General features: G+C 52.3%; 20 protein-coding genes and 1 pseudogene. 9 read left to right on the top strand and 12 right to left on the bottom strand.

Going from position 1 to position 22,518, the window contains the following annotated elements:
* Positions 1-51: 51 nt before the first annotated feature.
* The 7 genes from R3O62_RS02245 to R3O62_RS02215 all read right to left on the bottom strand — a co-directional run bounded on the left by R3O62_RS02245 (position 52) and on the right by R3O62_RS02215 (position 4,228).
* The gene (locus R3O62_RS02245; RefSeq protein WP_004289403.1) at positions 52-420 is read right to left on the bottom strand and encodes a hypothetical protein; all 369 of its coding nucleotides are present in this window, start codon (positions 418-420) and stop codon (positions 52-54) included.
* A 331-nt stretch (positions 421-751) separates the two neighbouring features.
* Complete coding sequence (locus R3O62_RS02240) at positions 752-1,036, bottom strand: hypothetical protein (protein WP_005776176.1); 285 nt, start codon at positions 1,034-1,036, stop codon at positions 752-754.
* Positions 1,037-1,048: 12 nt separating this feature from the next.
* Positions 1,049-1,243, bottom strand: coding sequence for a hypothetical protein (locus R3O62_RS02235; protein ID WP_004289406.1), 195 nt, complete (start codon positions 1,241-1,243; stop codon positions 1,049-1,051).
* Positions 1,240-1,590, bottom strand: a complete 351-nt coding sequence (locus R3O62_RS02230; protein ID WP_004289407.1) for a hypothetical protein — start codon at positions 1,588-1,590, stop codon at positions 1,240-1,242. The genes R3O62_RS02235 and R3O62_RS02230 overlap by 4 nt, the downstream gene beginning before the upstream one ends.
* Before the next feature lie 441 nt (positions 1,591-2,031).
* Entirely contained in the window at positions 2,032-3,297 is a 1,266-nt protein-coding gene (locus R3O62_RS02225) for a PcfJ domain-containing protein (RefSeq protein ID WP_004289409.1), read from the bottom strand.
* 2 nt (positions 3,298-3,299) lie between these two features.
* Positions 3,300-3,725 carry a PcfK-like family protein gene (locus R3O62_RS02220; RefSeq protein ID WP_004289410.1) on the bottom strand — a complete coding sequence of 142 codons (426 nt, stop codon included), beginning with the start codon at positions 3,723-3,725 and terminating at the stop codon, positions 3,300-3,302.
* Positions 3,726-3,742: 17 nt separating this feature from the next.
* The gene (locus tag R3O62_RS02215) at positions 3,743-4,228 is read right to left on the bottom strand and encodes a hypothetical protein (protein WP_007219816.1); all 486 of its coding nucleotides are present in this window, start codon (positions 4,226-4,228) and stop codon (positions 3,743-3,745) included.
* A gap of 459 nt (positions 4,229-4,687) precedes the next feature.
* Between R3O62_RS02215 and R3O62_RS02210 the strand changes: the two genes are divergently transcribed.
* The 7 genes and pseudogenes from R3O62_RS02210 (at position 4,688) to R3O62_RS02180 (ending at position 9,966) form a co-directional block, all read left to right on the top strand.
* Entirely contained in the window at positions 4,688-4,855 is a 168-nt protein-coding gene (locus tag R3O62_RS02210; protein ID WP_007219681.1) for a hypothetical protein, read from the top strand.
* A gap of 2 nt (positions 4,856-4,857) precedes the next feature.
* Positions 4,858-5,451: pseudogene (locus R3O62_RS02205) on the top strand (N-acetyltransferase).
* Positions 5,452-5,952: 501 nt separating this feature from the next.
* Positions 5,953-6,810 (top strand): helix-turn-helix transcriptional regulator, encoded by an 858-nt coding sequence (locus R3O62_RS02200; RefSeq protein WP_005681366.1) that lies wholly within the window; start codon positions 5,953-5,955, stop codon positions 6,808-6,810.
* Between the two features lie 105 nt (positions 6,811-6,915).
* Positions 6,916-7,776 (top strand): RteC domain-containing protein, encoded by an 861-nt coding sequence (locus R3O62_RS02195; RefSeq protein WP_004303821.1) that lies wholly within the window; start codon positions 6,916-6,918, stop codon positions 7,774-7,776.
* Positions 7,777-8,174: 398 nt separating this feature from the next.
* Entirely contained in the window at positions 8,175-8,486 is a 312-nt protein-coding gene (locus tag R3O62_RS02190) for a helix-turn-helix domain-containing protein (protein ID WP_004295488.1), read from the top strand.
* 3 nt (positions 8,487-8,489) lie between these two features.
* Positions 8,490-8,816: a helix-turn-helix domain-containing protein gene (locus R3O62_RS02185; protein ID WP_004295487.1), complete on the top strand. Its 327-nt coding sequence runs from the start codon at positions 8,490-8,492 to the stop codon at positions 8,814-8,816.
* A gap of 136 nt (positions 8,817-8,952) precedes the next feature.
* Positions 8,953-9,966 (top strand): PDDEXK nuclease domain-containing protein, encoded by a 1,014-nt coding sequence (locus R3O62_RS02180; RefSeq protein ID WP_004295486.1) that lies wholly within the window; start codon positions 8,953-8,955, stop codon positions 9,964-9,966.
* A 63-nt stretch (positions 9,967-10,029) separates the two neighbouring features.
* Here R3O62_RS02180 and R3O62_RS02175 read toward each other — a convergent pair whose 3' ends face one another.
* The 5 genes from R3O62_RS02175 to R3O62_RS02155 form a co-directional block, all read right to left on the bottom strand.
* A complete protein-coding gene (locus R3O62_RS02175; RefSeq protein ID WP_317472926.1) occupies positions 10,030-16,131 on the bottom strand; it encodes a helicase-related protein in 6,102 nt (2,033 codons plus the stop codon).
* Positions 16,118-16,567, bottom strand: coding sequence for a DUF1896 family protein (locus R3O62_RS02170; protein WP_007486316.1), 450 nt, complete (start codon positions 16,565-16,567; stop codon positions 16,118-16,120). Before R3O62_RS02170 ends, R3O62_RS02175 begins: the two co-directional genes overlap by 14 nt.
* Positions 16,568-16,710: 143 nt before the next feature.
* Positions 16,711-18,810 carry a type IA DNA topoisomerase gene (locus R3O62_RS02165; RefSeq protein ID WP_007851815.1) on the bottom strand — a complete coding sequence of 700 codons (2,100 nt, stop codon included), beginning with the start codon at positions 18,808-18,810 and terminating at the stop codon, positions 16,711-16,713.
* Between the two features lie 15 nt (positions 18,811-18,825).
* The gene (locus tag R3O62_RS02160) at positions 18,826-19,038 is read right to left on the bottom strand and encodes a hypothetical protein (RefSeq protein WP_007486319.1); all 213 of its coding nucleotides are present in this window, start codon (positions 19,036-19,038) and stop codon (positions 18,826-18,828) included.
* Between the two features lie 3 nt (positions 19,039-19,041).
* Complete coding sequence (locus tag R3O62_RS02155) at positions 19,042-20,499, bottom strand: DUF3945 domain-containing protein (protein ID WP_004303814.1); 1,458 nt, start codon at positions 20,497-20,499, stop codon at positions 19,042-19,044.
* Between the two features lie 313 nt (positions 20,500-20,812).
* On the opposite strand from R3O62_RS02155, the gene R3O62_RS02150 reads away from it, so the two are divergent.
* Together R3O62_RS02150 and R3O62_RS02145 are read left to right on the top strand one after the other, a co-directional pair.
* Complete coding sequence (locus R3O62_RS02150; protein ID WP_004319196.1) at positions 20,813-21,931, top strand: tyrosine-type recombinase/integrase; 1,119 nt, start codon at positions 20,813-20,815, stop codon at positions 21,929-21,931.
* A 68-nt stretch (positions 21,932-21,999) separates the two neighbouring features.
* Positions 22,000-22,491 carry a hypothetical protein gene (locus R3O62_RS02145; protein ID WP_004326133.1) on the top strand — a complete coding sequence of 164 codons (492 nt, stop codon included), beginning with the start codon at positions 22,000-22,002 and terminating at the stop codon, positions 22,489-22,491.
* The last annotated feature ends 27 nt before the right edge of the window (positions 22,492-22,518 follow it).

The raw sequence follows: 22,518 nt of genomic DNA, 5'->3' as shown, positions 1-22,518 counted from the left end.
GAGTGTGAGGTGGCGTTGAAGTGAAGCCACCTCACATTCTTATACATTACATTAAGACAACAGTTTGTCAATCATTGACTGTAGCTGTGACATATCGCAATATTGATTGATACCACCAGTATAATCCTTTACGTGCCGGGCAGTCCGTATCAGGAACGAATCAAGTTCTATCTTTACCCCACCGTCCATCCGCGCATCCGAAGAATGGCTTATGTACACGAATTTACCGTTACGCTCAATAAAGCAACTTGTAAGGTAATGCCCCTTGCTCTCGGCTACAACTGCCGCATCCACGGCTTTTGCATATTTGGATATTTCACTCAACAACGCCGTTTGGAAGTTATTGTATTCCTTTGATACATAATTCCCTGCATCTGCAAGGACAGAAGATTGCCATTTGGTATAAAAAGTCTGTGTCATATTCTTTCAATTCTAATTCTGTAAATAAATTAGGCACATAGCAATAAAAGCATTGAATTTATAGTATTCAATTAACGACATTTAAGCAATTACCATGATGTTTTCAGAGACCAAAGTTACGGAGATTTATCGTATAGCAGATGATTTTTGCAAAGAAATTGCTCAATTTCAGGGAAAATATATGGTTGAATGAATATTCCATGCCCCGCTCCTTTAATACAACTTTATTTCCAACTCCCTTTCTACCATAACAACATACTGTTTTTTGAAAGAAGCCCGTCATTGATGTATGTTTTTCAAAGACGGGCAACTGGCTATATTTGAATTATACTCACGTTAAATAGCTTTCCCAGTTCTCTTTGTCGATAGTTAATTTGTTCATTTCCCAATCGTATTCCACTTCCGGCATATCAGCATAAGGGAAATACACGGTATAGCCTATCTGTCCGTAGGAGCAATGTAATGGTATGACGCAAATATCCTGACCACAGTAAGGTTGTGGCGTACAATATTTCTTCCAATCAAAACGGCCTGCAATTATATTGCAGCAGAGTAATTTTAGAGCCATTATACCTTTCCAACTCTGAAAATCCGTCTTACAACTTGTCCTTTCCATAATGAATATCATTTAATGTGCTATGTTATAATAAATTTCGGGTTCGCTCGATACATTGTAGATGTAATTGCCACAACGTACCAAAAGGGCGTTTTTGCCATAATACAGTTCTTTCATTCCGGTGATGCTTCCTGTCTTGTGGAAATTTGGAAAGCGGCTTATTCCTGTCCTTTCCGCATCTTTTGTGTAAAGTGTTTTCATTCTCATGCTATTGCTTTTTTTAATGTTTCATACAGGGTTTCTATCATTTTCTCGGCTTCTTCCATATCGGTTACGATGTCTTTGATGTGGTAGGGCGCACCGTTTTTGCCGTGCCCGTCATTGCCTATCCACAGGTAGGTTTCATAGTCGGGGTCGAAGCCTTCGTAGAAATTTTCCAATTCACACAGAAACCTGTCGAAATCCCCGTCTTTCATTTCAACAGAGACGTTGAAATCCTGCCCTTTGGGCGTATATTGCTGAAAATCGAACACCACTCTATTTTCGTACTTCGTTGTCGATGCTTGCCAGCCCAATCCTGTGGCTACTGCGATAATTTGTTCTGTTGTTGTCATCGTTTCGTTTTTTTATTTCCCTTTGTTCCGAGCTTTTCAGCCCGCCGCAGGGTCGGTTTTTATGTGCGATACCCGACGGCGGAAGCAAGAACCGCAAACAAGGAACCGCCGATGAAATTTTATGAAATACCGGGATCTGTGATTTCGGAAAGTTTTCGTCAAATTTCAGCAAGGTAGCTCTGCGATACTTGGTCAGCCGTTCGTCCGCCGTACCTTTGCACGGTAAAAACAGCCTGTGGCGGTGACGGGCTTCGAGGAAATGATAATCCGACGGTATAAAAGGGAGAAGCAAACTATAAACGTCCTGCCTGCTCATGGCATATAAATGGCTGATTGGGCTATTCAAGTGAAGATAGCTGCCTACAAAAGTATGCGGCAACGGCCGGAATATAAACAACCACCTGTCCCGATTGGCAGGTGGTTGACCGACAGCAGCCGGTATCAGGCGGTCATACGTTTTCGGACAAGTGCGATGTTCTTATGCACAAGGTTCATAATCCGTTTATGGTATTTCGTATTTTTGTTACACAGCCCTCTCGACTGCAGCACCTTGAATGTTTCGAGGCTCAACTCTACGGTCTCGACCCTCTTGTTTTCTATCCGTGCGGAGAATACCAGCGTATTCGGCTTGAGGTAATACTCGCACTGTCCTACGCAGTGATGCAACGCATTGCCCTCGTCGTAGTAGGCTTCCACGCTGTCCAGCACACGGACGACTATCGTCCCGTCCGTGAACTCCAGACCGAAGAACTTGCCTTTCAACTCCCTGAAACGTGCCTCGTTTTCCCTTGCCCGTTTCATCTGCTCCATGCGTTTTTTCTGCTCTTGGAGAATACGCACCTTGTTCTGGTACTTGTCGTGTTCGGCTTTCAAATCGGCAGGGCAAACATAGTGGGCGTTGTGCAAGTCTTTGCCGCACCTGTCGAGCATACGGAGATAATCTGTCCATATTCCCATGTCTTTTATCCGATACTTCTGGCGTAACACGATTTTGTAGGACGGCCAACAGAAATCCAAATCCTGCGGGTGGTCTATAAAATACTTGAGGTCGCGTTTACGTCCGCTTTTGAGTATCGTTTCCACACGGCTGTCAGACAGCAGAGCTTTCATCAGCTTTTGCGGGGCGATGTCGGCGAACGAACCTTTCAAACCATTGCGTCGTAATTTCGGAATAGATGTATATCTCGGATAAACGTAACAATCCGCAATATATTTATAAACATAGTTGTCGTTCCGCAGTTCCAATCCCGACCCGTACAGAAAACAATCCAAGTAACGTCCCATTGCCCGTTGTAAGGCCGTCAGAGCAGTTTTACCGTTCTCGTCCAACCAATACCTCGCCACTTCGCACACGTCCGTCCGAGCTTTCCGGCTCTTGTGATAATAAACGGTCATTCTGAAAATCCGCTGTACCTGAAATCCGTCCTGTGTGGTGATGACGGAAAAATAACTTTTCTCGTCCGTCTTGCGGCAAAGCGTGTCTTTGAGCGTCAGTTTGGCATGGCAGTTCGGACAATGGCAATGTTTAGTTTTCGTCTCGTTCCACCGATACCCGCAATCGAGGCAGGTCGTTTGTCCGCTGGGCGTGCGAAAAGCGTAATGTCCGACGGTATGACGGAACGCCCATTCTGTTTGCTTCTCCGTGATAGGCAGTAACCGCCTGTTGGCGGCTACTACCTTATGTTGGAATTTCGTTCGTGCTTTCATGGTCAGAAATCGAAAAGTGAAAGTTCTGTTTGGTTGCTCTGTGCGGCTTTGGCAGTCGGCTTCGGCTTGCTGTGGCGTTGCTGTATCTTGCGCATTTCTTCCTCCTGATAGGCTTTCAGCGCCTCCTTTCGTGCCTGTGCCTTTTCTTCTTCGGTCAGTTCTACTTTGTGGTTGACCACGACACCGCAGCTAATGGGGTTTCCTACGTCGATGTTGTCTTCATCATAGTAATGAATGGCGAGCGACCACACCTCGTCGTCAGTCATTCCGCAACAGCCGCTTGCCTTTACTTGATTGAGAATAAACGTGATACAATCGTCCAAGTTCTTGTTTTCTTTGGCATAGGAGACAGCAAAAAGTTCGTCTGTCTGCGCCCTGCCGTCCAAGTATTCCTTGATAGTCTGTTTGAAATGTTCCGTACCTTTCATCGTTTTGCATTTTGAGGTTAAAAATGATAGTCGATAACACCGCCGATATAGAGTAGCGTGCCGGGTTCAAATTCGCATACCTGCCGCAGGAACTCGTAGGATTGCTCGGCGTGGGATTGCAATCCCTCTTCGTCCATGTAGAACCAGTAGGCGGTATCGAGCGGGTTTTTCAGAAATTTTTCAAGCTGATAGACCGGGCCAATCCATTCCTGTACGCTTTCGGGGGTAATGGCTTCCGCCCTGCTTCGAATGTCTGCGACAAACTCTTCTCTCCATTGTGCCGCACCGCCATTGTAGCGTATGGTATCGTCGGAAACAAGTTCGAACATGCCTTTGGGCAGAATGTTGTTTACCAAGTTGTCGATATGGTACTGGCGTTCTTCGTCGTCAATCTCGGCACAATAATCGAAAAAGCTGTCATCGCCTTGCATGAGGGTGTCCTCGTTCATGTAGTCGTCCTTGTCCACTCGTGTTCGAGTAATTTGAAAAATCTTGCTGTGCATAACCTTGAATTTTAATTTGTTGAACTTGCTTTTCTTTTCCCTCCCTTCGGAAGCCTTTCGGCTTTCCTTGCCGGGAGAGATTTTACATGCAAGCCAGACAGCGGGGAAAGGACGGAAAGGCAAGCAAACGGCCGGGAATTTCACGGAATACCCAACCCGACAGGCACGGCATGTCGGGGAACTGAAAGGCCATCTTTGATTTGCGGAAGGCTGCCGGGCAAATTCAAGAGCCGTTAGCACAGTGGTGCTTGACGCCGGACGACCGCTGTACCTTTGCATGGGAAAATCTAACCGGCGAGGGAGCGACGACAGGATAGTAAGAGGAATGTAATATGGTTAGAATAACCACATAAAAAAGTGGCAAATTGTTTGTGAATTGATATAACCCTGTTATTGTTAAATTCTGCGTACCATTTTGTTGTATGGTAATAAAGTAGTATTTGCATAAAATTAATGATTATGGTTATAACGATTAAGAATATTCCGGTTTTGGAAGGTGCTACGGCAGAAGATTTCGTGCGTAATGCAGAAAAGAATGCCGTAAAGGTAACTCCACAGTTGTCCGTGGCGGCCAAGAAACGGCTACAAAAGGTATTGGAGAAATCCCGTTCATTCCGATTCAACTAACAATGGACGGGATTTCTTTATACGATGATTGCGTCATGCCTGCCTATATAGGGAAGTGCGGGAAAAGTGTCTCCCTTTCACTTGCGGCGAGGATGATCTTGATGATTTTTTCCTTCATGATGCCGATTTATATGCGGATGAACTTTTAGGGAAAACTTATTGTTGGGTGACGACTGAATTTCCGCACCGTATTGTAGCGTTGTTTACCTTGGCTAATGACAGCATCAAGACCAAATTAATCTCTTCCAATGACAAAAATCGTTTGTAACGTAATATCGTAAACCCAAAACGTGGGCGTAGCTACCCGGCTGTACTGATAGGAAGACTGGGGGTAAACCGGGAATATCAGGGCACACCGAGCCATGTAGGACAGCAACTGATGACCTTTATAAAAGACTGGTTCCGTCACGAGGACAATAAAACGGGATGCCGCTTTATCGTAGTGGATGCGTACAACGAGGAAAGGGTGCTTAAGTATTACGACAAAAACGGCTTTCTTCCTCTATACAAGACAGAAGAGATAGAAAAGCAATATTTATGACATTCCACAAGACGCACCTTTGAAAACGCGCTTGCCATATAAAGGACTGATATAACTTGAATTTGACAGAAACGGTCTCGGAATAATCATTCGAGGCCGTTTTTTATGTGCATATTATGCAGTCGCCAAATGCGGTCATAAGGTTCAAGTTATATAATTTACTGAATAGCAATTTCTTTTCTAATCAGGAAAAGAGTTTATTGATAGTTTTTTGCTATATTTGATGTAGTCTGAAGGTATTTAATTGACTACAAATAGATTAAAAGAAACTCGCATGAGAATAGGCAACGGATAAGAAATTGGTAAAGTGCTTTGATACACTATATTTCTCATGCTGTCAAACAACTCTTATTTGTTTGCAAATATAATATTATTGCAGGTAAAAATCAAAAATAACGAGGTTTATTTTCATTTTTGCCTGCTGATATTTGTTCCGGATTGTCGGATGCGATATATTTGTAATTAGGATTCGTACCGTGTTCCAAGCGGTTCATAAGTAACGACTTGCGGAGCTTTGGCAACAAGGGGATGCGGCTCCGTTTTATAGAAATGACTTATGCAAACCGACTTATCCATTTACAACAGTCTTCGCCCTTCCTTTATAGAAGGCGTTCACGCCGTGAAGTTCAATGCTTTGTCGGCGGTCATATCGCGTTACCGGGATTATGCCCGCAGTTCCGAACAAATAAAAGCGTACTCGGGAGATTCTCTTCTGATGCGGGACATTGCCTCCTTGCTTGACGAAGCACCCCGTCCCATAACGGGGGAATACCAGGATTTCACCCCGTTCCTGCTTCTTCTGATGCTTTCGGAGGAGTTTCATGCCGTCCATTACGTCGAGCGTCTTGTAACGTGGTATTTCGGCTACTGTTGTGTCGATGAACTGCGGACGGTCTGCACCATTCTGTTCCAGTGTTCCTACCCGCATCACGACACGCTGCGGCTGCGGTTTAAGAATTACCTGCGTGAAGCCCGTAAGACATTGGGTATGCCCGTTGAATGTAACGCTGCTGTCATGCTGAAAATGCTCGACGCCTCTTATGAACATCTCACTCCCGCCGATGTCGGGGAGTTCGAGGAGCTGTTGCACCTGGGGGACGATTACGAGTTCATCTCCCGTGTCAAATCGAATTATCTTGCCTCGGATAACGTCACGGAACTCGCCGGGGTTTGCGGGTATTCCAGCACGATTACCTTCCGCCGGCGTTTCCAGCGGGTTTTCGGCTGCTCGGCCTCCTCGTGGTTACGTCAGCGCCGTATCGAACGTATCGGGGAGTTGCTGCGGACGACACACTACACGTTGCAGGAAATAGCCTACATGTGCGGTTTCTCCGCCCAATCCCACTTTACGGACTTTTGCAAGCGGAATATGGGGAGCAATCCCACTTCCATCCGCCAGGAAGGCCGGATCTGACATTAAAATCGGCCTCGTGATAAAAAAACGAAGAGAAAGATAAAAATCGTAATCCGCCGGTTTTTCGATTCGCTAACTTTATACGCGAAAGTAACAAGACGGATTATGATTGCATTTATAGAAAAATTAAACAGCGAAGTCCTGCGGAGTATCGAACGTATCGAATCGCGGGATACCGACGTGTTGAAAAAGTCGCTTGAAGCGTCACGTGTCCTGGGAGAAGCGTTCGACCGTTTGAAACAATATATCATCGGCTACCGTTTTCAAAACGATGACGAGGAAATAAAGTTCTTCAAAGAAATCAAACCCCGTCTTTTTTGCCGTCTGATCTATTACCGCAAGCTCTACAATATCGAGATGAACCGTCCGGTAGGAAGTATCGAGGCACAACGGGAGTACCTGGACGCCCATGTTCGGGCCATCAACGCGTACACGCAGAAACGCCTTGACTTTATCCGCTATTTCCGCAGCGGCGCTACACACCTGGACAGCCTCTATTTCCTGCGCGGGCAGACCGACACGGAGCAATACCTGGAAACCTTCTACTATGAACTCGACCCGCAGTTTTCGACAAACGCGGATTTCAAGGTGGCGAAAATCCTGGCCAACGATATGTTGTCGGTTTATCTTATGGGCGAATTGGAATCACTGGAGAGCACGAACCTCCGGAACATGGTTCTGCCATTGTCTGACGTGCGTCCGACATGGCAGGACTCGAAGACGGATCTGACGGAACTTATTTACCTGCTCGACAGTAAAGGCTGTTTCGGCAATGTGCCACTCACGCAACTTGCCAGCTACATTTCCAACGCTTTCAACGTACACCTCGACATGAACCTTTCGAGGACATTCTGCGATATGAAAATCCGAAACAACCCGACACCGTGGCTTGACAAGGCGAAAGAGGCCCTGCTTAAACGTATGCAGACGTGGAAGCGAAACAAGAAAAACGGCAATTCCGAGTAGAATATGAACCGGTAAAGCACTCTATTCCTTATAGAAACACTGATAATCAGCGTTGTATATAACAAAAGAACCGAGGTCGGTTTTCCCCCGTAACTCTCGAAAGGAACTTTCCCGAACGCCCGTATTTGCACCCGTATAAGGAGCCGATACGGGTGTTCCGTTGTAGCCCCGTCCGGATTAGAACACCGTTAAGCGTTGAATCACAGTATTCTATCGCATTTCTGCCCATAAAAATACCGAGTACGGGCCGCGGATTTCGGTAAAAAACACTGCCTTCTTCACCGCATGAACCGTTGAGAATCAGTTCACTGCAAATTATCAAAAAAAAGTCGTACCGACCTCGTTTTAAGCTGTCCATATAAGCCCGACCTTTGTAACAGACTAAAAAACAAAGGAGTATGAAAATCATAGTGATCGGTTCGCGAGCCTATAACGAGCTTGTCGGGCGTATAGAGAAAATAGAGGCTGCAATCGCCTCTCTCCCTGAAAAGGGGCGTGCATGGAATAAGGAGTATATAAACGACGAATGGATGGACGGCGAGCAGGTCTGCCGTTACCTGGGTATCAGCGGGCGTACCCTTCAACGCCTCCGCTCGGATCACGTGATCACCTATTCGGCCATCAACCGGAAGCTGTATTATTCCCTCACGGAAATCCGCCGTGTGCTGAAGGAGCGTTCCGTGCGGCGCAAGAACCAACCAAAGGAGTAGGCCATGTTTCTGGACAAGGAATATTTCGACGGATGGATGCAGCGGCTCTCGGAACGGCTGGAACGTATCGAGAAGCTGTGCGCGGGGGACGTGGAGCAACCGCTTTCCATCCTGCCTGACGGGGAGCGTCTTCTGGACAATTACGACCTGTGCCGTATGCTCAATATCAGCAAGCGCACACTCCAGCGTTACCGCACCTCGGGAGAGCTGCCTTACGAGATGATCTATCACAAGACCTTCTACCGGGAATCGGACGTCCTGCGGTTCATCGAGCGTAACTTCAGTAATTTCCGCAAGCTGAAAAAGGATCGTCCTGCCGGTTCCGGTTAGGCCCTGTCCCGAGAGTCCGGCGTCATGGAAAAACGCGGAGATACATGGAATAAGGCACGACAAGGCGGTACAACCGCTCGATATTTGCCGTAAAATCAGTATGTTTGCTGAATGAAGCCTATATAATAATGAAGCAATGAAAGAAACTGATAAAATATATCCTGCCGACAAAGGGGAGGAAGAGCTGCTGCATAATGTGCGCCATATCTTGCAGGAAGCGCGCGCGAAGGTGATACATCATGTCAATTCGACCCTCGTGAGGGCTTACTGGCAGGTAGGGAAATACATAGTGGAGTACGAGCAGCAGGGAACCGACCGTGCCGGATATGGCAAGGCTGTCATCAACACCCTTTCCAGGCGGCTCGTGGCGGAGTTCGGAAACGGGTTCACGGCCACCAACCTGCGGTACATGAGGCAGTTTTACCAGTGCTACCCGAAATATCACACGCTGTGTGATAAATTGAGCTGGTCGCATTGCCGCACGCTTCTCAAGGTGTCGGGCGATGCCGCCCGTGATTTTTACCTGCACGAGTGCGTCAAGGAAAACTGGAGTGTCCGGCAGCTCGACCGCCAAATCAACACGCTTTTCTATGACCGCCTGCTGGCCAGCCGAGACAAGAAAGCTGTGAAAGAGGAGATTTCCCGTACCGAACCCGGACGTGTCGAACCCAAAGAGATCATCCGCGACCCGTATATCCTGGAGTTTCTCGGTATCCCGCAGGGAGAGCATTTTCTGGAAACCGATCTGGAGCAACTGCTCATCAGCCGCTTGCAGCGCTTGATGCTCGAACTCGGGAAAGGCTTCGCCTTCGTCGCGCGACAGAAGCGTATCTCCTTCGATGACAAGCATTTCTACATCGACCTGGTCTTTTACAATTACCTGGCCCGTTGTTTCGTTTTAATAGACCTTAAATCCGGGGAGCTGACCCATCAGGATTTGGGGCAGATGCAGATGTATGTCAATTACTACACCCGTGAGTTGATGAATCCCGGGGATAACCCTCCGGTGGGTATCGTCCTCTGCGCGGAGAAAAACGACGCGGTCGTCCGTTATACGCTGCCCGAAGATGAAAAGCAGGTCTTCGCCGCCCAGTACATGACCTATCTTCCCACGCAGGAGGAGCTGCAAACACTCTTGCAGGAAGTGTGACGACAACGCTCACGGACATATGAAAAAAGCCGATGGAAATCTGTACTTCCGTCGGCTTTTCGTTTACATCTTGATCCCTTTCTTCGCAGGGCCGTTCTCCGGCGGGCTGCCCACGCCCGCGATCACGATGCGCCCCCCGGAGGCGTCGGCAATCTGCCGCAGCCGGGAAGGAATACGGGCCGCCGTGTTGTCTTCCTTCGGGAGCTCTTCCGCCGTGTCATGCCGTTCCCGGCACACGTCGTTATCCTCCTCCGCCTCCTTTCCCTCGCTCTCTTCTATCGGTTTGAGGCTTTGCTGTATCCTGCGGTCTATTTCCGTCAGGTCAGCTTTTAGGGCCGTCAGTTCGGGCTCCTTGCGCCAGGAACTTTCCACCACTTCCCGCAGGACGGGAATATCTTTCTCCAGTTCCTCATTCTTTTTCCGGAATTTCTCCAGTGTCGGCTCGATGGTCGCGAGCGCGTGGATGAAGTTCATCGCCGCCAGTCGCGGGTCGGAGGCGATATTCCCGTAGTTATACTGGTATAGATAATCCCCTTCACCCCGGACATAAAAACGGTTCTGCACCAGGTCGAGCCCGTCTTTCCCGGTCGTTTCGCTCTGGACGAGCAGCTCGAACCCGTAGAGGCTCCCGATGGGTTCGAGCCTGTCGAGCGTGCGTGCCGTTTCGGCGATATGGTTGAGCTGTTTCCCGATGAGCTTGGGGTCGGAGGTTTCCAGCCCGTTCAGTTTCACGGGATTGCGGTACGAGCCGTCCTCGTTGAACTCGACGCGGGCCTTGAAGTGTTCCAGATCCTTGCCGATACGCCGTATCAGGTCGTTGTTCTTCTCTATCTTCTCCGTGATCTGCTCCAGCTTGTAGCGGCTCGATGATTTGCCGCGCACGAATGCCTGGCGTTCGCTTTCGAGCGTGGCAATCTTCTTCTCCAGGCGGGCTTTGTCCAGCAGGTCTGTATTTCCCGAGAGGACGGCGACATACTCGGAAAAATTCATGCCGCTCTTTTCGTCGATGGCCCCCTCGTCGATGGTACGGCTTCCCATGTTGTTGGTCTTGAGCTGGCGGATGAACAGTTGCTTGTTGTGCAACAGCCCGAACTTGTAGGCGTCGAGCGACTTCTCGACGGCGTATAATATCACGTCCACCTTGTTGTCGGCATGGAGTTTGGCGATCTCGTTCCCGGTGCGTATTCCCCGCCCGTCGCGCTGCTCCAGGTCGCTGGGACGCCAGGGGCAGTCCAGGTGGTGTATCGCCACGCAGCGTTTCTGCGCGTTCACTCCCGTCCCGAGCATCTCGGTCGATCCGAAGAGTACGCGGATTTTTCCGGTGTTCATACCGGCGATCATCTCCTTGCGCGCTTTTTCCGAGGTCGCCTCCTGGATGAACCGCACCTCGCTTTGGGGTATGCCGTAATCCTCCGCGAGTTTACGCCGTATCTCGGAATAGACGTTCCACCCCGCTCCGGGTTTGTAGGTTCCCAGGTCGGAGAATACGAACTGCGTACCTTTGTACGCCTCGAAACGGCGGTAGTAACCGGCAATCATACGGGCGCAGTGGCTCGCCTTGTTGTCCACGTGGTCGCTGTATAGTTCGGGGTCTATCATACGCATATCGAGCGACATCTTGCGGGCGTAGTCTGTGGCAATGAGCATTTTCGCCTTTTCCTCCCGCTCCGAGAGCGGCAGGCGGCCCAGGAGCGTGGCATCGCCCGATTTGGCGAACTGCACCAGCCGTTCTATGAACTCCGTCTGCTGGGGTGTCGGCGGGATATTGTGCAATATCTCGTTCTTTTGCGGTCGGTCGATCCCTATATCCTCCGCCGAGCGGTAATCTGTAATCTCGGAGTAGAACATGGCCAGTTCGGGAACCTTGATGAAATATCGGAACCGTTCTTTCTGCACGACCTCGTTGGTCACGGAAAACTCGTAGTCGATGGTTTTCTTGGCAAAAATGGCCGCCCAGGCATCGAAGGTGCGGATATTCTGACGCTCCAGTTCCTTCGGGCGCAGGTACTTGAAAAGCAGGTACAGTTCCGTGAGCGAGTTGGAGATGGTCGTTCCCGAGAGGAACGTCGCCCCCAGGTCGCGGCCCGTGCGCTGCTGTATGGTACGCAGCGCGAAAAGCATGTTGAGCGCCCGCTGCGACCCCTCGGGATTTCCGAGGCCCGCCACCCGGTCATGCCGGGTCGTGAAAGTCAGGTTCTTGAATTTGTGGCTCTCGTCCACGTAGAGGTGGTCGATACCCATGAGGCGGAAGTCCACGGCGTCGTCCTTGCGTGTTTCCAGCGCGTGCGCCACCTTCTGCAACTTGGCTTCCAGGTTGGCCTTGCGTTTCTGACACCCTTTCATCATGGCGCGGGAAACGTCCCTGCCTTGTGCTTTGAGCACTTCGAGGTTCTCCTCCACACAGTCCAGCTCGGCCTGCAATATCTCCTGCTGTATCTCCGGAGACTGGGGTATCATGCCGAACTGTTCGTGCGAGAGGATCACGGCGTCCCAGTCGTTGTTGCGTATCTCCCGGAAGATGCGCTCACGCTTCCGGGGCGTGAAATCCTCCTTGCCCGGGTAGAGGACTTTGGCCATCGGGTAAGCGGTGCAGAACGTCCGGGCTATTTCATGGATGTTGGCTTTCAGCCCGATAATCATGGGTTTGTTGGCCAGTCCGAGGCGTTTCTTCTCGTAGGCCCCGCAGCACATGATGAGGGTCTTTCCGCCGCCCACCTCGTGGTCGATTATCCCGCCGCCGAGCAGTTTGTCCATCCATATCGCGTCCTTCTGGCTGTCATACAGATTGTCTATTCCCAGCCCCTTGAGGTCGAGGTCGGGGAATTCCTGGTGCGTCCCGTCGTACTTCGGGCGCACGTAACAGTTGAAAGTACGGTTATAGAGGTCTGTCAGGCGGTCTTTGAAGTCGGACGACTGCTCGCGCAGCCATTCGGGGAAAGCACCCCGGATCTCGTCTATCTTGCTGTTGGCGAGCTGTATGGCCTCCCCGTCACGCACTTTGACCTCCCGCCGTTCGCCGTCCACCCATTTGAGGACGGTCTTGGTGATGTCGGGCGAAGTGTTTTGCAGGGCGTGTTTCAAAAGGTGCAGGCCGTTGTACTTACGGGTCTGCGCGCTGACGGCATACTGCTCCGTGATCTTCACGTTCGTCGCTTCCGCCTTCACGCCGTACTCGTCCAGGTTGGAGGCGAAGGTGATCTTCACCTCCGTATCGAAGAGCGAGGAGGCGAAACGCTCGTAAATACCTTTTGGAATCCACCGTTCGCCCAGGTTGAAGTCCAGGTCGTCGAAAGCGATGGGTTTGGGTGTCGCCTCGCGCAGAGCCTCCAGCGATTCCCGGGCCGGGGCGTGGTCGGGATTCTCCCGCAGGAACGCCTCGATCCGTTCGGCTTTCCCGATGACATTGCCGGCGATGAACTTGTCGGCAACCTCGTAGCCGTCCGTTTCCGGGTTGTAATAGATACGTCCTTTCAGTTCCCCGAGTATTCCCTCCACGGTAGTTCCCGTGAGCGATGCCATGTAGCGAGGTTCCACCCGGCCGTACTTGTTCAGGCTGGCCACAAGGGCCTCCGAAGCATCGTCGGCGTGCGTGATCTCATCGGGATTGAAGGCCACGGGACGCTCGAAGATGTCGGCTTTGCGTGCCTTGCCGTCGATGTAACGCTCCAGCGATAGAATCTCCGTCCCCCGCGCGTCCATCTTGATCAGGTCGAGGTTGCGTTTGTCATTGAGCCGTCCGAAGCGTTCGGTGAAATTGTCGTAAAGCCGGTTGAGCATCTCCCGCAGGGCGGGGTTCGCCGTCAGCGTTTCCGCCTCGTTGTTATAAAGGTGGTAATAGGCATCGCGTATCTCGATATACATGGAGGCTTTCGTCCGTTGTGCAGGCGTGAGTTCCAGCGGGTGGAACATGGGTTGCAGGGATTCAATCCCCCGCAGGTAGCCGACCCGGTTTTGTCCGTCCGTGACGAGTGTCCCTTCGCGGAAATAGGGGGCGACCTCCCCCTCGAACGGGCGGGGTTTCATATCCACCTCCCGTATCTGTGGCGTTTCTTTACCGGGTTCTTCCTCCTCCGGATTTTCCGACGTGTCGAACAAGCTGCCCGTTCTCGGCGTACCGGCGGCTTGTTTCCGTCTGTCTTTCGGGGCTTCCGTCGGGGGGCGTACCGCCTGCCGTTCCCGCTGTTCCGGAGTTTCCTGCTGCCGGGCGCATTGTCGGCGCAGTTCCGCCCTCCGTTCCGGGGTAAGCGACATCATCATCTCGTAAAAGCCGTTGATCGGCGGGTTGTCCTCCCAGTTCAGGGAGGCATACAAGTCTTCGGGATCACGCTCCGGTGGCGTCGTTTTCGGCATTTCGCTCTTCTGTTCCTCCGGAGAGGAGGCCGGGGCGAATAACGAGGGTTGCCGGGGCGTCTTCCGCTTTGCTCCCCGGCGGCTGTTCCTTTTCTTGGATATACCGAGTTCTGCCTGCCGCCGCTCCTCGGCGCTGAAGCCGAACAGGTCGTAGAGCGTCAGCAACGGTTCCTGCTGCACGTTTACCGGTTCGGCAGCCGCCGTTTCCACCGTGTCGAAAAGCGACCCGGCGAAGCCCTCCCGCGGTTTCGGTTCCGTTGTTCCGCCCACGTGCTGCACGGGAGTATCCGCCATGCCGAAATCTTCGGGTTTCGGCGGGTGCTGCTCCCACAAGCGATTCTCCCGCTCCTTCGACCAGGCCCCGAAGTCGGCCAGATCCTCTCCGGTCGGTTCTCCGGCGGGTGTGGCGGCAGAATCCGGTAACACTTGTCCGGGTTTGTTTTCGATTCGGGTAATCTCCCCGGTTTCGGTATCGACATGGTAGCCCTGCGCCGCCATTTCTGCGACGACGCGGCGTTTTTCCTCCTCTTCCCGCTGCTGCTGAAGGTTACGGGCGTCGGCGATAATCTCCTTGACGATTTCTCCGGCAAGGCGGGGCTCGTATCTTTCGGCACGCTGGCGTTCCGCCTGACGGGAACGGGACAATTCCCGCTCCGGTGTACCGGGTGTCTGTTCCGGAGCATGTTCCAGGCAATAACTCTCGTTGAAATGCCGGTTGAAATCCTCCGAGAGCATACGCCGCATCTCCCGGTCGATGCCGTCCACGCCCTCCGCGTGGGTGAACTCCATCGCCGGTTTGCCGTAGGGGTCTTTGCCTACTTTGGCCTCGGTATGGATCACTCTGTCGAACGACTGGAAAAGGTTGTTTATCCGGATGCCGTTCGACAGCTTGCGGGATTCGATGAAATCCCGCTGCCGTTCGGACAGTTCCCCCGTGGCGGCTTTCTTTTGCAGGATAACCAGGTCGCTGCCGACCTCCGTCCCTGCGTGTTCTGTAAAGAGGTTGTTCGGCAGCCGGATGGCCGATACGGGCTCGCAGCGGTTCATCAGCCACTCGCGCACGGGGCGTCCCTGCTCGGCGTTCAATACTCCCTGCGAGGTGATGAATGCCACCAGGCCGCCCTCGCGTACCATATCGACGGACTTCATGAAAAAATAGTTGTGCAGCGCCCGTGTGCCTTGCCGCCGCACGGGGTCGGTATGGGTGGAGAAGAACGGGTCGAAGAGCGCCACGTCCCCGAAAGGGATGTTGCTCACGGCCACGTCGTAGTAACCGGCGTATTTGGGTTCGATACGTTCGAATCCCTGTACCCGCACCCGTTTTTCGGGATGCAGGTGCTTCAGGATCAACCCCGTGGCGGGGTCTTTCTCGAAGCAGGTGATCTCCGCGTAGGGGTCGTGGAAATCCACGGCATTGACGAAAACCCCCGTTCCCGCGCTGGGGTCAAGAATACGTTTTGGGACGATCCGCGTGTCCCATATCGCCTCCACGATGGCGTCTGCCACTTTCGGGGGCGTGTAAAAAGCCGTCAGGACGGAGTTCTTGATCCCGTCCATGTAGCGCTTGTATTCCCGTTCGTCGGGAGTATTCGCCCTGATGACCTCGTGCAACTCGGCCACGAGCGTTGCCATGCCGTCCTTGTCCGGTTTCCCGGTGGGGTTTTCCAGCACTTCCTTGATGGCGCCGAAGCCGCTGTATGCGCCGAGTGTCCTTTCTTCTTCGGGAGTCGGCGCCCGCCGTTCCCTGTCGAGCGTGAAGGCCGTCTTCAGCGCGTCGATATTCTGGCGGAGGTGGGTTTTCTTATTGAATGCCATCTTCGAGAAGTATTTGGACGGTTCCCGTCAGTTCGGTATAGAACAGTTCGTAGTCGGGCGTGTCGGCGAAGTCGTCCGTGAGGTCGTACTTCTCCAGCACTCCGCGGCAGAGGGGCAGCAGGCGTAGAGCCGCCTGCCGGGCGGTATCCTCGGGAATCTCCGCCTCGAATTCCCTCCAGAGGATGTTTACCAGCGTGTTGTAGGGTGAAAAGTGCAGTCCGCGGTAGAGTTCCTCGCGGGCAATTTCTTCGGCCTCGATGTGGTTGCAGCCCGAACGGATCGCCTCGCTGTACGCTTGGGCGGCGCTGTCGGCCCGCTCGGCGATGAATTCACCTTCGGCGATGAGTTCCGGGTGGCTGTCCTTGAGGTAGGATAGTAACGAAAGTCCGTAATAGGACAATTCCCCCGTGGGGGTATGGTGTTGCTTGTCTGGCATGATAAGAATTTTTAGTGGTCGTTGATAATCGGGGAAGAGAAAGGCGCCCCGGGTTCCCACCCGAAGCGCCGACCACTGAAAAAATCCTTATCAAACAAGCGTATCTCGTTATGACAGGTCTTTTCCAGTGGCAAAGGTAACGATTATTTCCGTTTGTTCCTCTTTCCCTGCCTGGGAGTATCGCGTGGCTCGAAAACGAACGAGGTCTTGAACTGGTCATCGAGCGTGAGGGCCGCGTCGAACGTCCCGCCGCCGTTTTTGACGAATCCTCGGATCGTGCCGGTTTTGCCTTTGGTCAGCAGTTCCGCGAGCTGCTTGTCGGTCAGCTCCTTGCGGGCCACGGTTCTCCATACGGTCAGGCCGCAATCGGGATTCTGACACTTGGCGAGTTTGGGATAGAACACCACGGGCCTGCCGCAACGCGGGCAGGCTGTGTCACTCTCCGCGCCGTCGATTCTTGCTTCCAGCAGTTCTTTGGCGATTTGCGAGGCGAAGACTTCGATACCGCGATGGAACGTCGGGGCGTCCATCTCCCCGGTAGCGATCTTCGAGAGGGCCAGTTCCCAGCCGCCCGTCATGGCGACATCGGCGATCTTCTTGTCCCTGACCACGGCATACACGGCCAGTCCCTTGTCCGTGGGTACAAGCGACTTTTTCTCTCGCCTGACATACTCGCGGGCAAAGAGCGTTTCGATGATGGCGGCACGGGTGGCGGGCGTGCCGATGCCGGCATCCTTCATCGCCTCGCGTTCGGCCTCGTCGGACAGTTCGCGTCCGGCGGTTTCCATCGCCGCCAGCAGGCTCGATTCCGTGTGAAGGGGGCGCGGCCGGGTCTGTTTCTGTTCCGTGCCGCATCCTTTGACGGGCAGCTCGTCGCCTTGTACGATGTCGGGAAGGAGGGTCATGTCCTCCTCTTTCTCCTCGACAGGTTCATTCAGGACGGCCCGCCAGCCCGTCTCGACCATGATACTGCCGCGGGCCGTGAAATCATGCCCCGCGCTTTGCAGGGTAAGGGAAGTGTTTTCTTTCACGCAGGCCCCGGAAAAGGTTTCGAGCATCCGCCCCGCGACCATCTCATAGACGATGCGGTGGTCGGCATCCAGTTCGGAAGGGAGGTTCTCGGTGGGAAGCAGCGCGTGGTGGTCGGCGATCTTTTCGTTGTCCACGCTTCGGCGGGAGAGAGATGCGGTATCCATCCTGCTCGCGTATTCCGCGAAACGGGGATAGCGTGTCATGTTCCCGATGAGTGCCGGAATCTCCTCGGCCACATCTTCCGATATATAGCGTGAGCCGGTACGGGGATAAGTGATGAACTTCTTCTCGTAAAGCGACTGGGCGATGTCGAGCGTTTTTTCTGCCGAAAAACCATACCGGCTGTTGGCCTCTTTCTGGAGTGTCGTCAGGTCGTACAAGAGAGGCGGCTGTTCCCTGGTCTCCTTGCGCTCCACGTTCACGACGCGTACCGTTCGGGCGCCGATAACCTCGGCGCGGGCTGCTTCCGCCTTCTCCCTGCCGTCGAATTTCTCCGTGGAGAGGACGGTGAACTCCGTGCCCTCCTTTGCCGTGGAAAGCTTCAGCCGGAAATAGGTGGCGGGCTTGAACGCCTTGTTCTCCAGGTAACGGGAGCAGATGATCGCCAGCGTGGGGGTCTGCACCCGTCCGAGCGACCAGACACCCCGCCCGGCAGCCACAGCAAGCGCTTGCGAGGCGTTGATACCGACGATCCAGTCGGCTTCGCTGCGGGCTTTGGCCGAGAGGTAAAGGTTGTCGTATTCGTTGCCGGGGCGAAGGTGTTGTAACCCCTCGCGGATGGCCCGGTCGGTCAGGCTGCTGATCCATAACCGCACGAAAGGGGTACGGCATTCCAGGTAAGAGTAGATGTAGCGGAAGATCAGCTCCCCTTCACGCCCCGCGTCGGTCGCGACGATGATGCGCTCGGCCATGCCGAACAATTCCCGGAGAATACCGAGCTGCTTCACGACACCCGGGTCGGCCTTATACTCTTTACCCTCCCGAACCTGCCGGGGCAGGAGGATGAACGATGATGGCAGGATAGGCAGGTTTTCCCGGCGGAAACCCGCGATGCCATACTGTTGGGGCATTGCCAGCCCGACCAGGTGGCCGAAGGCCCAGGTTACGGCATAGCCGTTTCCCTCTATAAAACCGTCTTTACGGTTCGTGGCTCCCACGATGGCGGCGATCTCACGCGCCACCGAGGGCTTTTCTGCGATAATAACTTGCATGATGATTCGGATTTTTCAGTGGTTGTTTTCTTGTAGTTCTTCTTTCTCTTTTTCCGGACGGGCGATCAGCCGGCGGTCGTAATAGACATGGTTGCTGTTCCCGTCGTAATACTGCCGTCCGTCGTCTGCCTCCTCCGGGGGGCTGCGTTTACCCGGCCGGAGGTATAAGGCGGCCAGCGCTGCGATCAGGAGCGGCATGGCTCCGGTCTGCATGTAGAACCATTTCATACGTTATACCTTGACACCTTTGGAGTTGCTCTTTTTGCAGCTGCGGTAATTTCTCCTTTGCGCCGGAGTGGCCTCCTGCTGTCCCTGCTTGAGCGGCTCTTTCACACCTTTGACCGCTTCGACGGTCTTGCCCTCGGAATTGACGGCGACCTGGGTACGGCTTTCAACGGCGGGTTTGACCTCCGCTCCCTGCCGTTTCGCACGGTCGGGATTCCAGCGGAAGAAGTCCATCTTGTTACGCTCGAAGTTGGGCTTGACCCAGGCGTTGAACGGCTCACCCTGCCCGTCCTTGACCATGCCCTTGATGTAGAAAGCCTTGACATCCGCCCGCTTGGAGGGGTCGTTCACCGCTTCCGTCCACTGGTCATAAGCCTCTTTGGGCACGGAGGCTTTGAGGATTGTCCGGTGAATCGTGAGTGTGGGCTGTCGTTCGGAGGCCGTAGTTTCCTGCCGTCCGTTTTTCTCGGCGGCCTTCTGGCGGTAAATCTCCTTGTTCTCCTGGGCGTAGCGGTTGCGATCCAAACCGTCGTAGGTAAAGGAATAGTTACGTTCGGCCGCGTCGATTTGGATATAGGCATCCCGCTTATAACCCGCGCGGGTGGTATATCCTTCGAGCAACACCTTGCCGCCGCCGTAGAAATCCATCTGCTTGCCTTCCGAGAGGTCGGCCTCCTTGATACGGGCACGTTTTTCGAGTAGCGAAACGGGCATGGGTTCCAGAGTGTTCGTCCATTTGTCTATCGACACGTAGCAGGGCGTGAGCTTGCCCGGCTCCAGCTCCAGGTCGATCACTTTCCCGGCATGACGGGTGTTCATCAGGTTCGTTTTCGCCTCCTCATCGAGCAGCACCCCGTGGAAGGGGGCGTCGAGGTCGGGCCGTTCCTGCCAGTAATGCGGCACGACGCGCAGCGAGCCGTCCGCCTGCTCTTCGAGCGACACGCGCCCTTTGGTGGAAACACGCATCCCGTTCTCCAGTTCGGGGTTCATCTCCACCAGCCCGTTGGATTTATGTCCGTAAGACATGGCTTTCAGGTGTGGCTCGATGTCCTCCATGCGGATACCTTTCTTCTCCATATCCGCCAGGTCTATCTTCGTGACGTCCAGCGGCTCGAACTGCCGCTGCTCCTGCGTCTGAAGCCGTTCGGAGGGGTCGATACGGTAATTTTCCAGAATCTCCGGGTCGAAGTCGATGCGGATAAGTTTGTTCAGGGCATTCTCCGTCATGACGAAGATACCCGTGTGGACGGGGTTCTGGGCCTGTTCCATGAACTTTTTGAAGAAGGCTTCGAGGGCTGAATCCTGCGTGTTCACGTTCAGCAGGCTCGCCACGTTCTGATCCGTGGGGTCGGCGGTCTGGATATTGCCGTCCTGATCCACGCCGGTAACGGCTTGTAGTCGTCCGTCGTCGGCATTCTGAACGAGCATGACTTGTTTAGCGTCGTTCTTTACGTTTTCGTCCATAATTACGAGTGTTTTTAGTTAGCACCAATAGCGATGCGGGAACGAAAGTAAGGGGAACCGGCTGAACGTAAAAGAGTTGGAAAGGCTATGGAAGCATCGGGCACAGAAGTGGCCGCTTGTGGCGCAGGGCAGAGGAAATCGGAGAAACGGAGTGCCGGGAAGGACGGATTTGGCAGAGGGTATTTTCGTGGCTCCTCACCTTATTTGTCAGGTAGTCGGGATCTATTGTTAAATGTCAATAAAGCGCATGGATAACCCGTGTTTTTTTATAAATTTGCGAAAACGGGTTTCAATATCCGACAAAACGTGAGGCATGGAAATATATACCCCAAAAACCAAGATCAAACTTTCTCCGGTGATAAGAAACGGGAGAGAATTTGTCGAAGTGACTTTCGGTAATGACAATGACATCCGCTTGTCGCTGTCGAAGGAAGAAAACGTACTGCTTGTCGGCGGCAGGGCTTATCTGCCGGCAGAAGATTTCGTGCTTGCCGAGTTCTTCGACCGCTATGTAAAAATGGCGTTTATAGACTATTCTGCCATCAAGGAAACCGCACCCCGTAAAGAGGAAGACAAACGGCCGCCACTGCCGGAAGGCTATCTGGAAAAACTTCAGCAAGTGCGTTACAGTGACCATACCGTAAGGGTATATACCTCCTATTTCCGCGATTTCCAACAGCATTTCGAGGGGCGTAAGATTGAAACGGTTACTCCCGGCGAGATAAACGACTACCTGCTGTATCTCATCCACGAGAAAAACATATCCTCCTGCCAGCAAAACCAGCGTATCAACGCCATCAAGTTCTATTACGAGAAAGTTCTCGGTCAGGAACGGCGGTGTTACAAGGTGAACCGTGCCAAACGGGAGAAGACGCTGCCCGACGTGTTGAGCAAGGAGGAAATAAAGAAAATACTCGACGTGACGGTGACAGACCTGCGTTTCTTCTGTATGTTCTCCATACTCTATTCCGCAGGGTTGCGCATCAGCGAACTGCTGGAACTGAAACCCGGCGACATCAACGAATCCCGCTCCCTGATACGGGTGCGGCAGGGTAAAGGGAAAAAAGACCGCTACACCCTGCTGTCAAGACCGTTGATGAAAAAGCTGACGGAATATAACAGACTATACAAACCGAAAGTGTGGCTTTTTGAACACAGACCGGGAGAACCTTTCACCGAGAGTATCGTGTCGAAACGGCTGAAGGCAGCGGCCCGGGAAGCGGGAATCACGAAACGGATTTATCCGCACCTGCTGCGCCATTCGTTCGCCACTCACCTGCTGGAGCAGGGAACCGACATCAAGATAGTGAAAGAGCTTATGGGACATAACAATATCAAGACGACAGAAAGGTATGTCCACATAGCCGACACTTTCAAAAGCAATATCAAAAGCCCGTTGGACGATCTGTTGATGGAGGAAGACGAGGTCTGATACTTAAAGAAAATAACAGCCAAATCGGCTGATAGTATAACATTATCAGTCATTAAAACCAGTAGAACATGGGAAAGCAATTTGAATTCTATTCGCATAAAAATGATGATGAGATGATTGCAAATACGCTTAGAAGTGTATTTGGAGAGTTGTTGTGTGTCCCACATTATAAAGGAGATTTATCTCCTTTTGACATTTGTGCTAATGACCGGAAGATGTATTTGACCGGAAAATCTTTCCAACAATATATATCATATTATACACATGAATATTATGATGGAACAACAGCTGAAGTATTGGACTATGTGAAAAGTCCAGTTTTAGAATATAGAGTTCCTTTTCAAAGGGAAGATATGGCATACATTGCTGGACGTTTTTATTGCTGTTCTGATAATAATGATTTTTCTCAAATGGTTTCCAAGTTTTTTCGTAAAATCAAAAAGAAATTTCTATACGTGAAATTTTGGAAGTGCTATATATCAAACAGCATAGATGTGGAAGCATCTCAATTCTTTATACCGAATAGAATAATTACTATAAATAAAGAAGATTTGAAATAAAAGTGACTGATAACAAGCACCTGTGCC

This window comes from Bacteroides hominis (assembly GCF_033042785.2).
GTDB lineage: Bacteria > Bacteroidota > Bacteroidia > Bacteroidales > Bacteroidaceae > Bacteroides > Bacteroides hominis.
This window is presented reverse-complemented; position numbering and strand designations above follow the sequence as displayed.

Coding starts and splice junctions, on each gene's coding strand:
- R3O62_RS02175 (WP_317472926.1), bottom strand. CDS start 16,131: ATGGCATTCAATAAGAAAACCCACCTCCGCCAGAATATCGACGCGCTG.
- R3O62_RS02220 (WP_004289410.1), bottom strand. CDS start 3,725: ATGAAAGGTACGGAACATTTCAAACAGACTATCAAGGAATACTTGGAC.
- R3O62_RS02160 (WP_007486319.1), bottom strand. CDS start 19,038: ATGAAATGGTTCTACATGCAGACCGGAGCCATGCCGCTCCTGATCGCA.
- R3O62_RS02195 (WP_004303821.1), top strand. CDS start 6,916: ATGATTGCATTTATAGAAAAATTAAACAGCGAAGTCCTGCGGAGTATC.
- R3O62_RS02210 (WP_007219681.1), top strand. CDS start 4,688: ATGGTTATAACGATTAAGAATATTCCGGTTTTGGAAGGTGCTACGGCA.
- R3O62_RS02180 (WP_004295486.1), top strand. CDS start 8,953: ATGAAAGAAACTGATAAAATATATCCTGCCGACAAAGGGGAGGAAGAG.
- R3O62_RS02155 (WP_004303814.1), bottom strand. CDS start 20,499: ATGGACGAAAACGTAAAGAACGACGCTAAACAAGTCATGCTCGTTCAG.
- R3O62_RS02200 (WP_005681366.1), top strand. CDS start 5,953: ATGCAAACCGACTTATCCATTTACAACAGTCTTCGCCCTTCCTTTATA.
- R3O62_RS02215 (WP_007219816.1), bottom strand. CDS start 4,228: ATGCACAGCAAGATTTTTCAAATTACTCGAACACGAGTGGACAAGGAC.
- R3O62_RS02145 (WP_004326133.1), top strand. CDS start 22,000: ATGGGAAAGCAATTTGAATTCTATTCGCATAAAAATGATGATGAGATG.
- R3O62_RS02170 (WP_007486316.1), bottom strand. CDS start 16,567: ATGCCAGACAAGCAACACCATACCCCCACGGGGGAATTGTCCTATTAC.
- R3O62_RS02185 (WP_004295487.1), top strand. CDS start 8,490: ATGTTTCTGGACAAGGAATATTTCGACGGATGGATGCAGCGGCTCTCG.
- R3O62_RS02245 (WP_004289403.1), bottom strand. CDS start 420: ATGACACAGACTTTTTATACCAAATGGCAATCTTCTGTCCTTGCAGAT.
- R3O62_RS02240 (WP_005776176.1), bottom strand. CDS start 1,036: ATGGAAAGGACAAGTTGTAAGACGGATTTTCAGAGTTGGAAAGGTATA.
- R3O62_RS02150 (WP_004319196.1), top strand. CDS start 20,813: ATGGAAATATATACCCCAAAAACCAAGATCAAACTTTCTCCGGTGATA.
- R3O62_RS02165 (WP_007851815.1), bottom strand. CDS start 18,810: ATGCAAGTTATTATCGCAGAAAAGCCCTCGGTGGCGCGTGAGATCGCC.
- R3O62_RS02190 (WP_004295488.1), top strand. CDS start 8,175: ATGAAAATCATAGTGATCGGTTCGCGAGCCTATAACGAGCTTGTCGGG.
- R3O62_RS02230 (WP_004289407.1), bottom strand. CDS start 1,590: ATGACAACAACAGAACAAATTATCGCAGTAGCCACAGGATTGGGCTGG.
- R3O62_RS02225 (WP_004289409.1), bottom strand. CDS start 3,297: ATGAAAGCACGAACGAAATTCCAACATAAGGTAGTAGCCGCCAACAGG.
- R3O62_RS02235 (WP_004289406.1), bottom strand. CDS start 1,243: ATGAGAATGAAAACACTTTACACAAAAGATGCGGAAAGGACAGGAATA.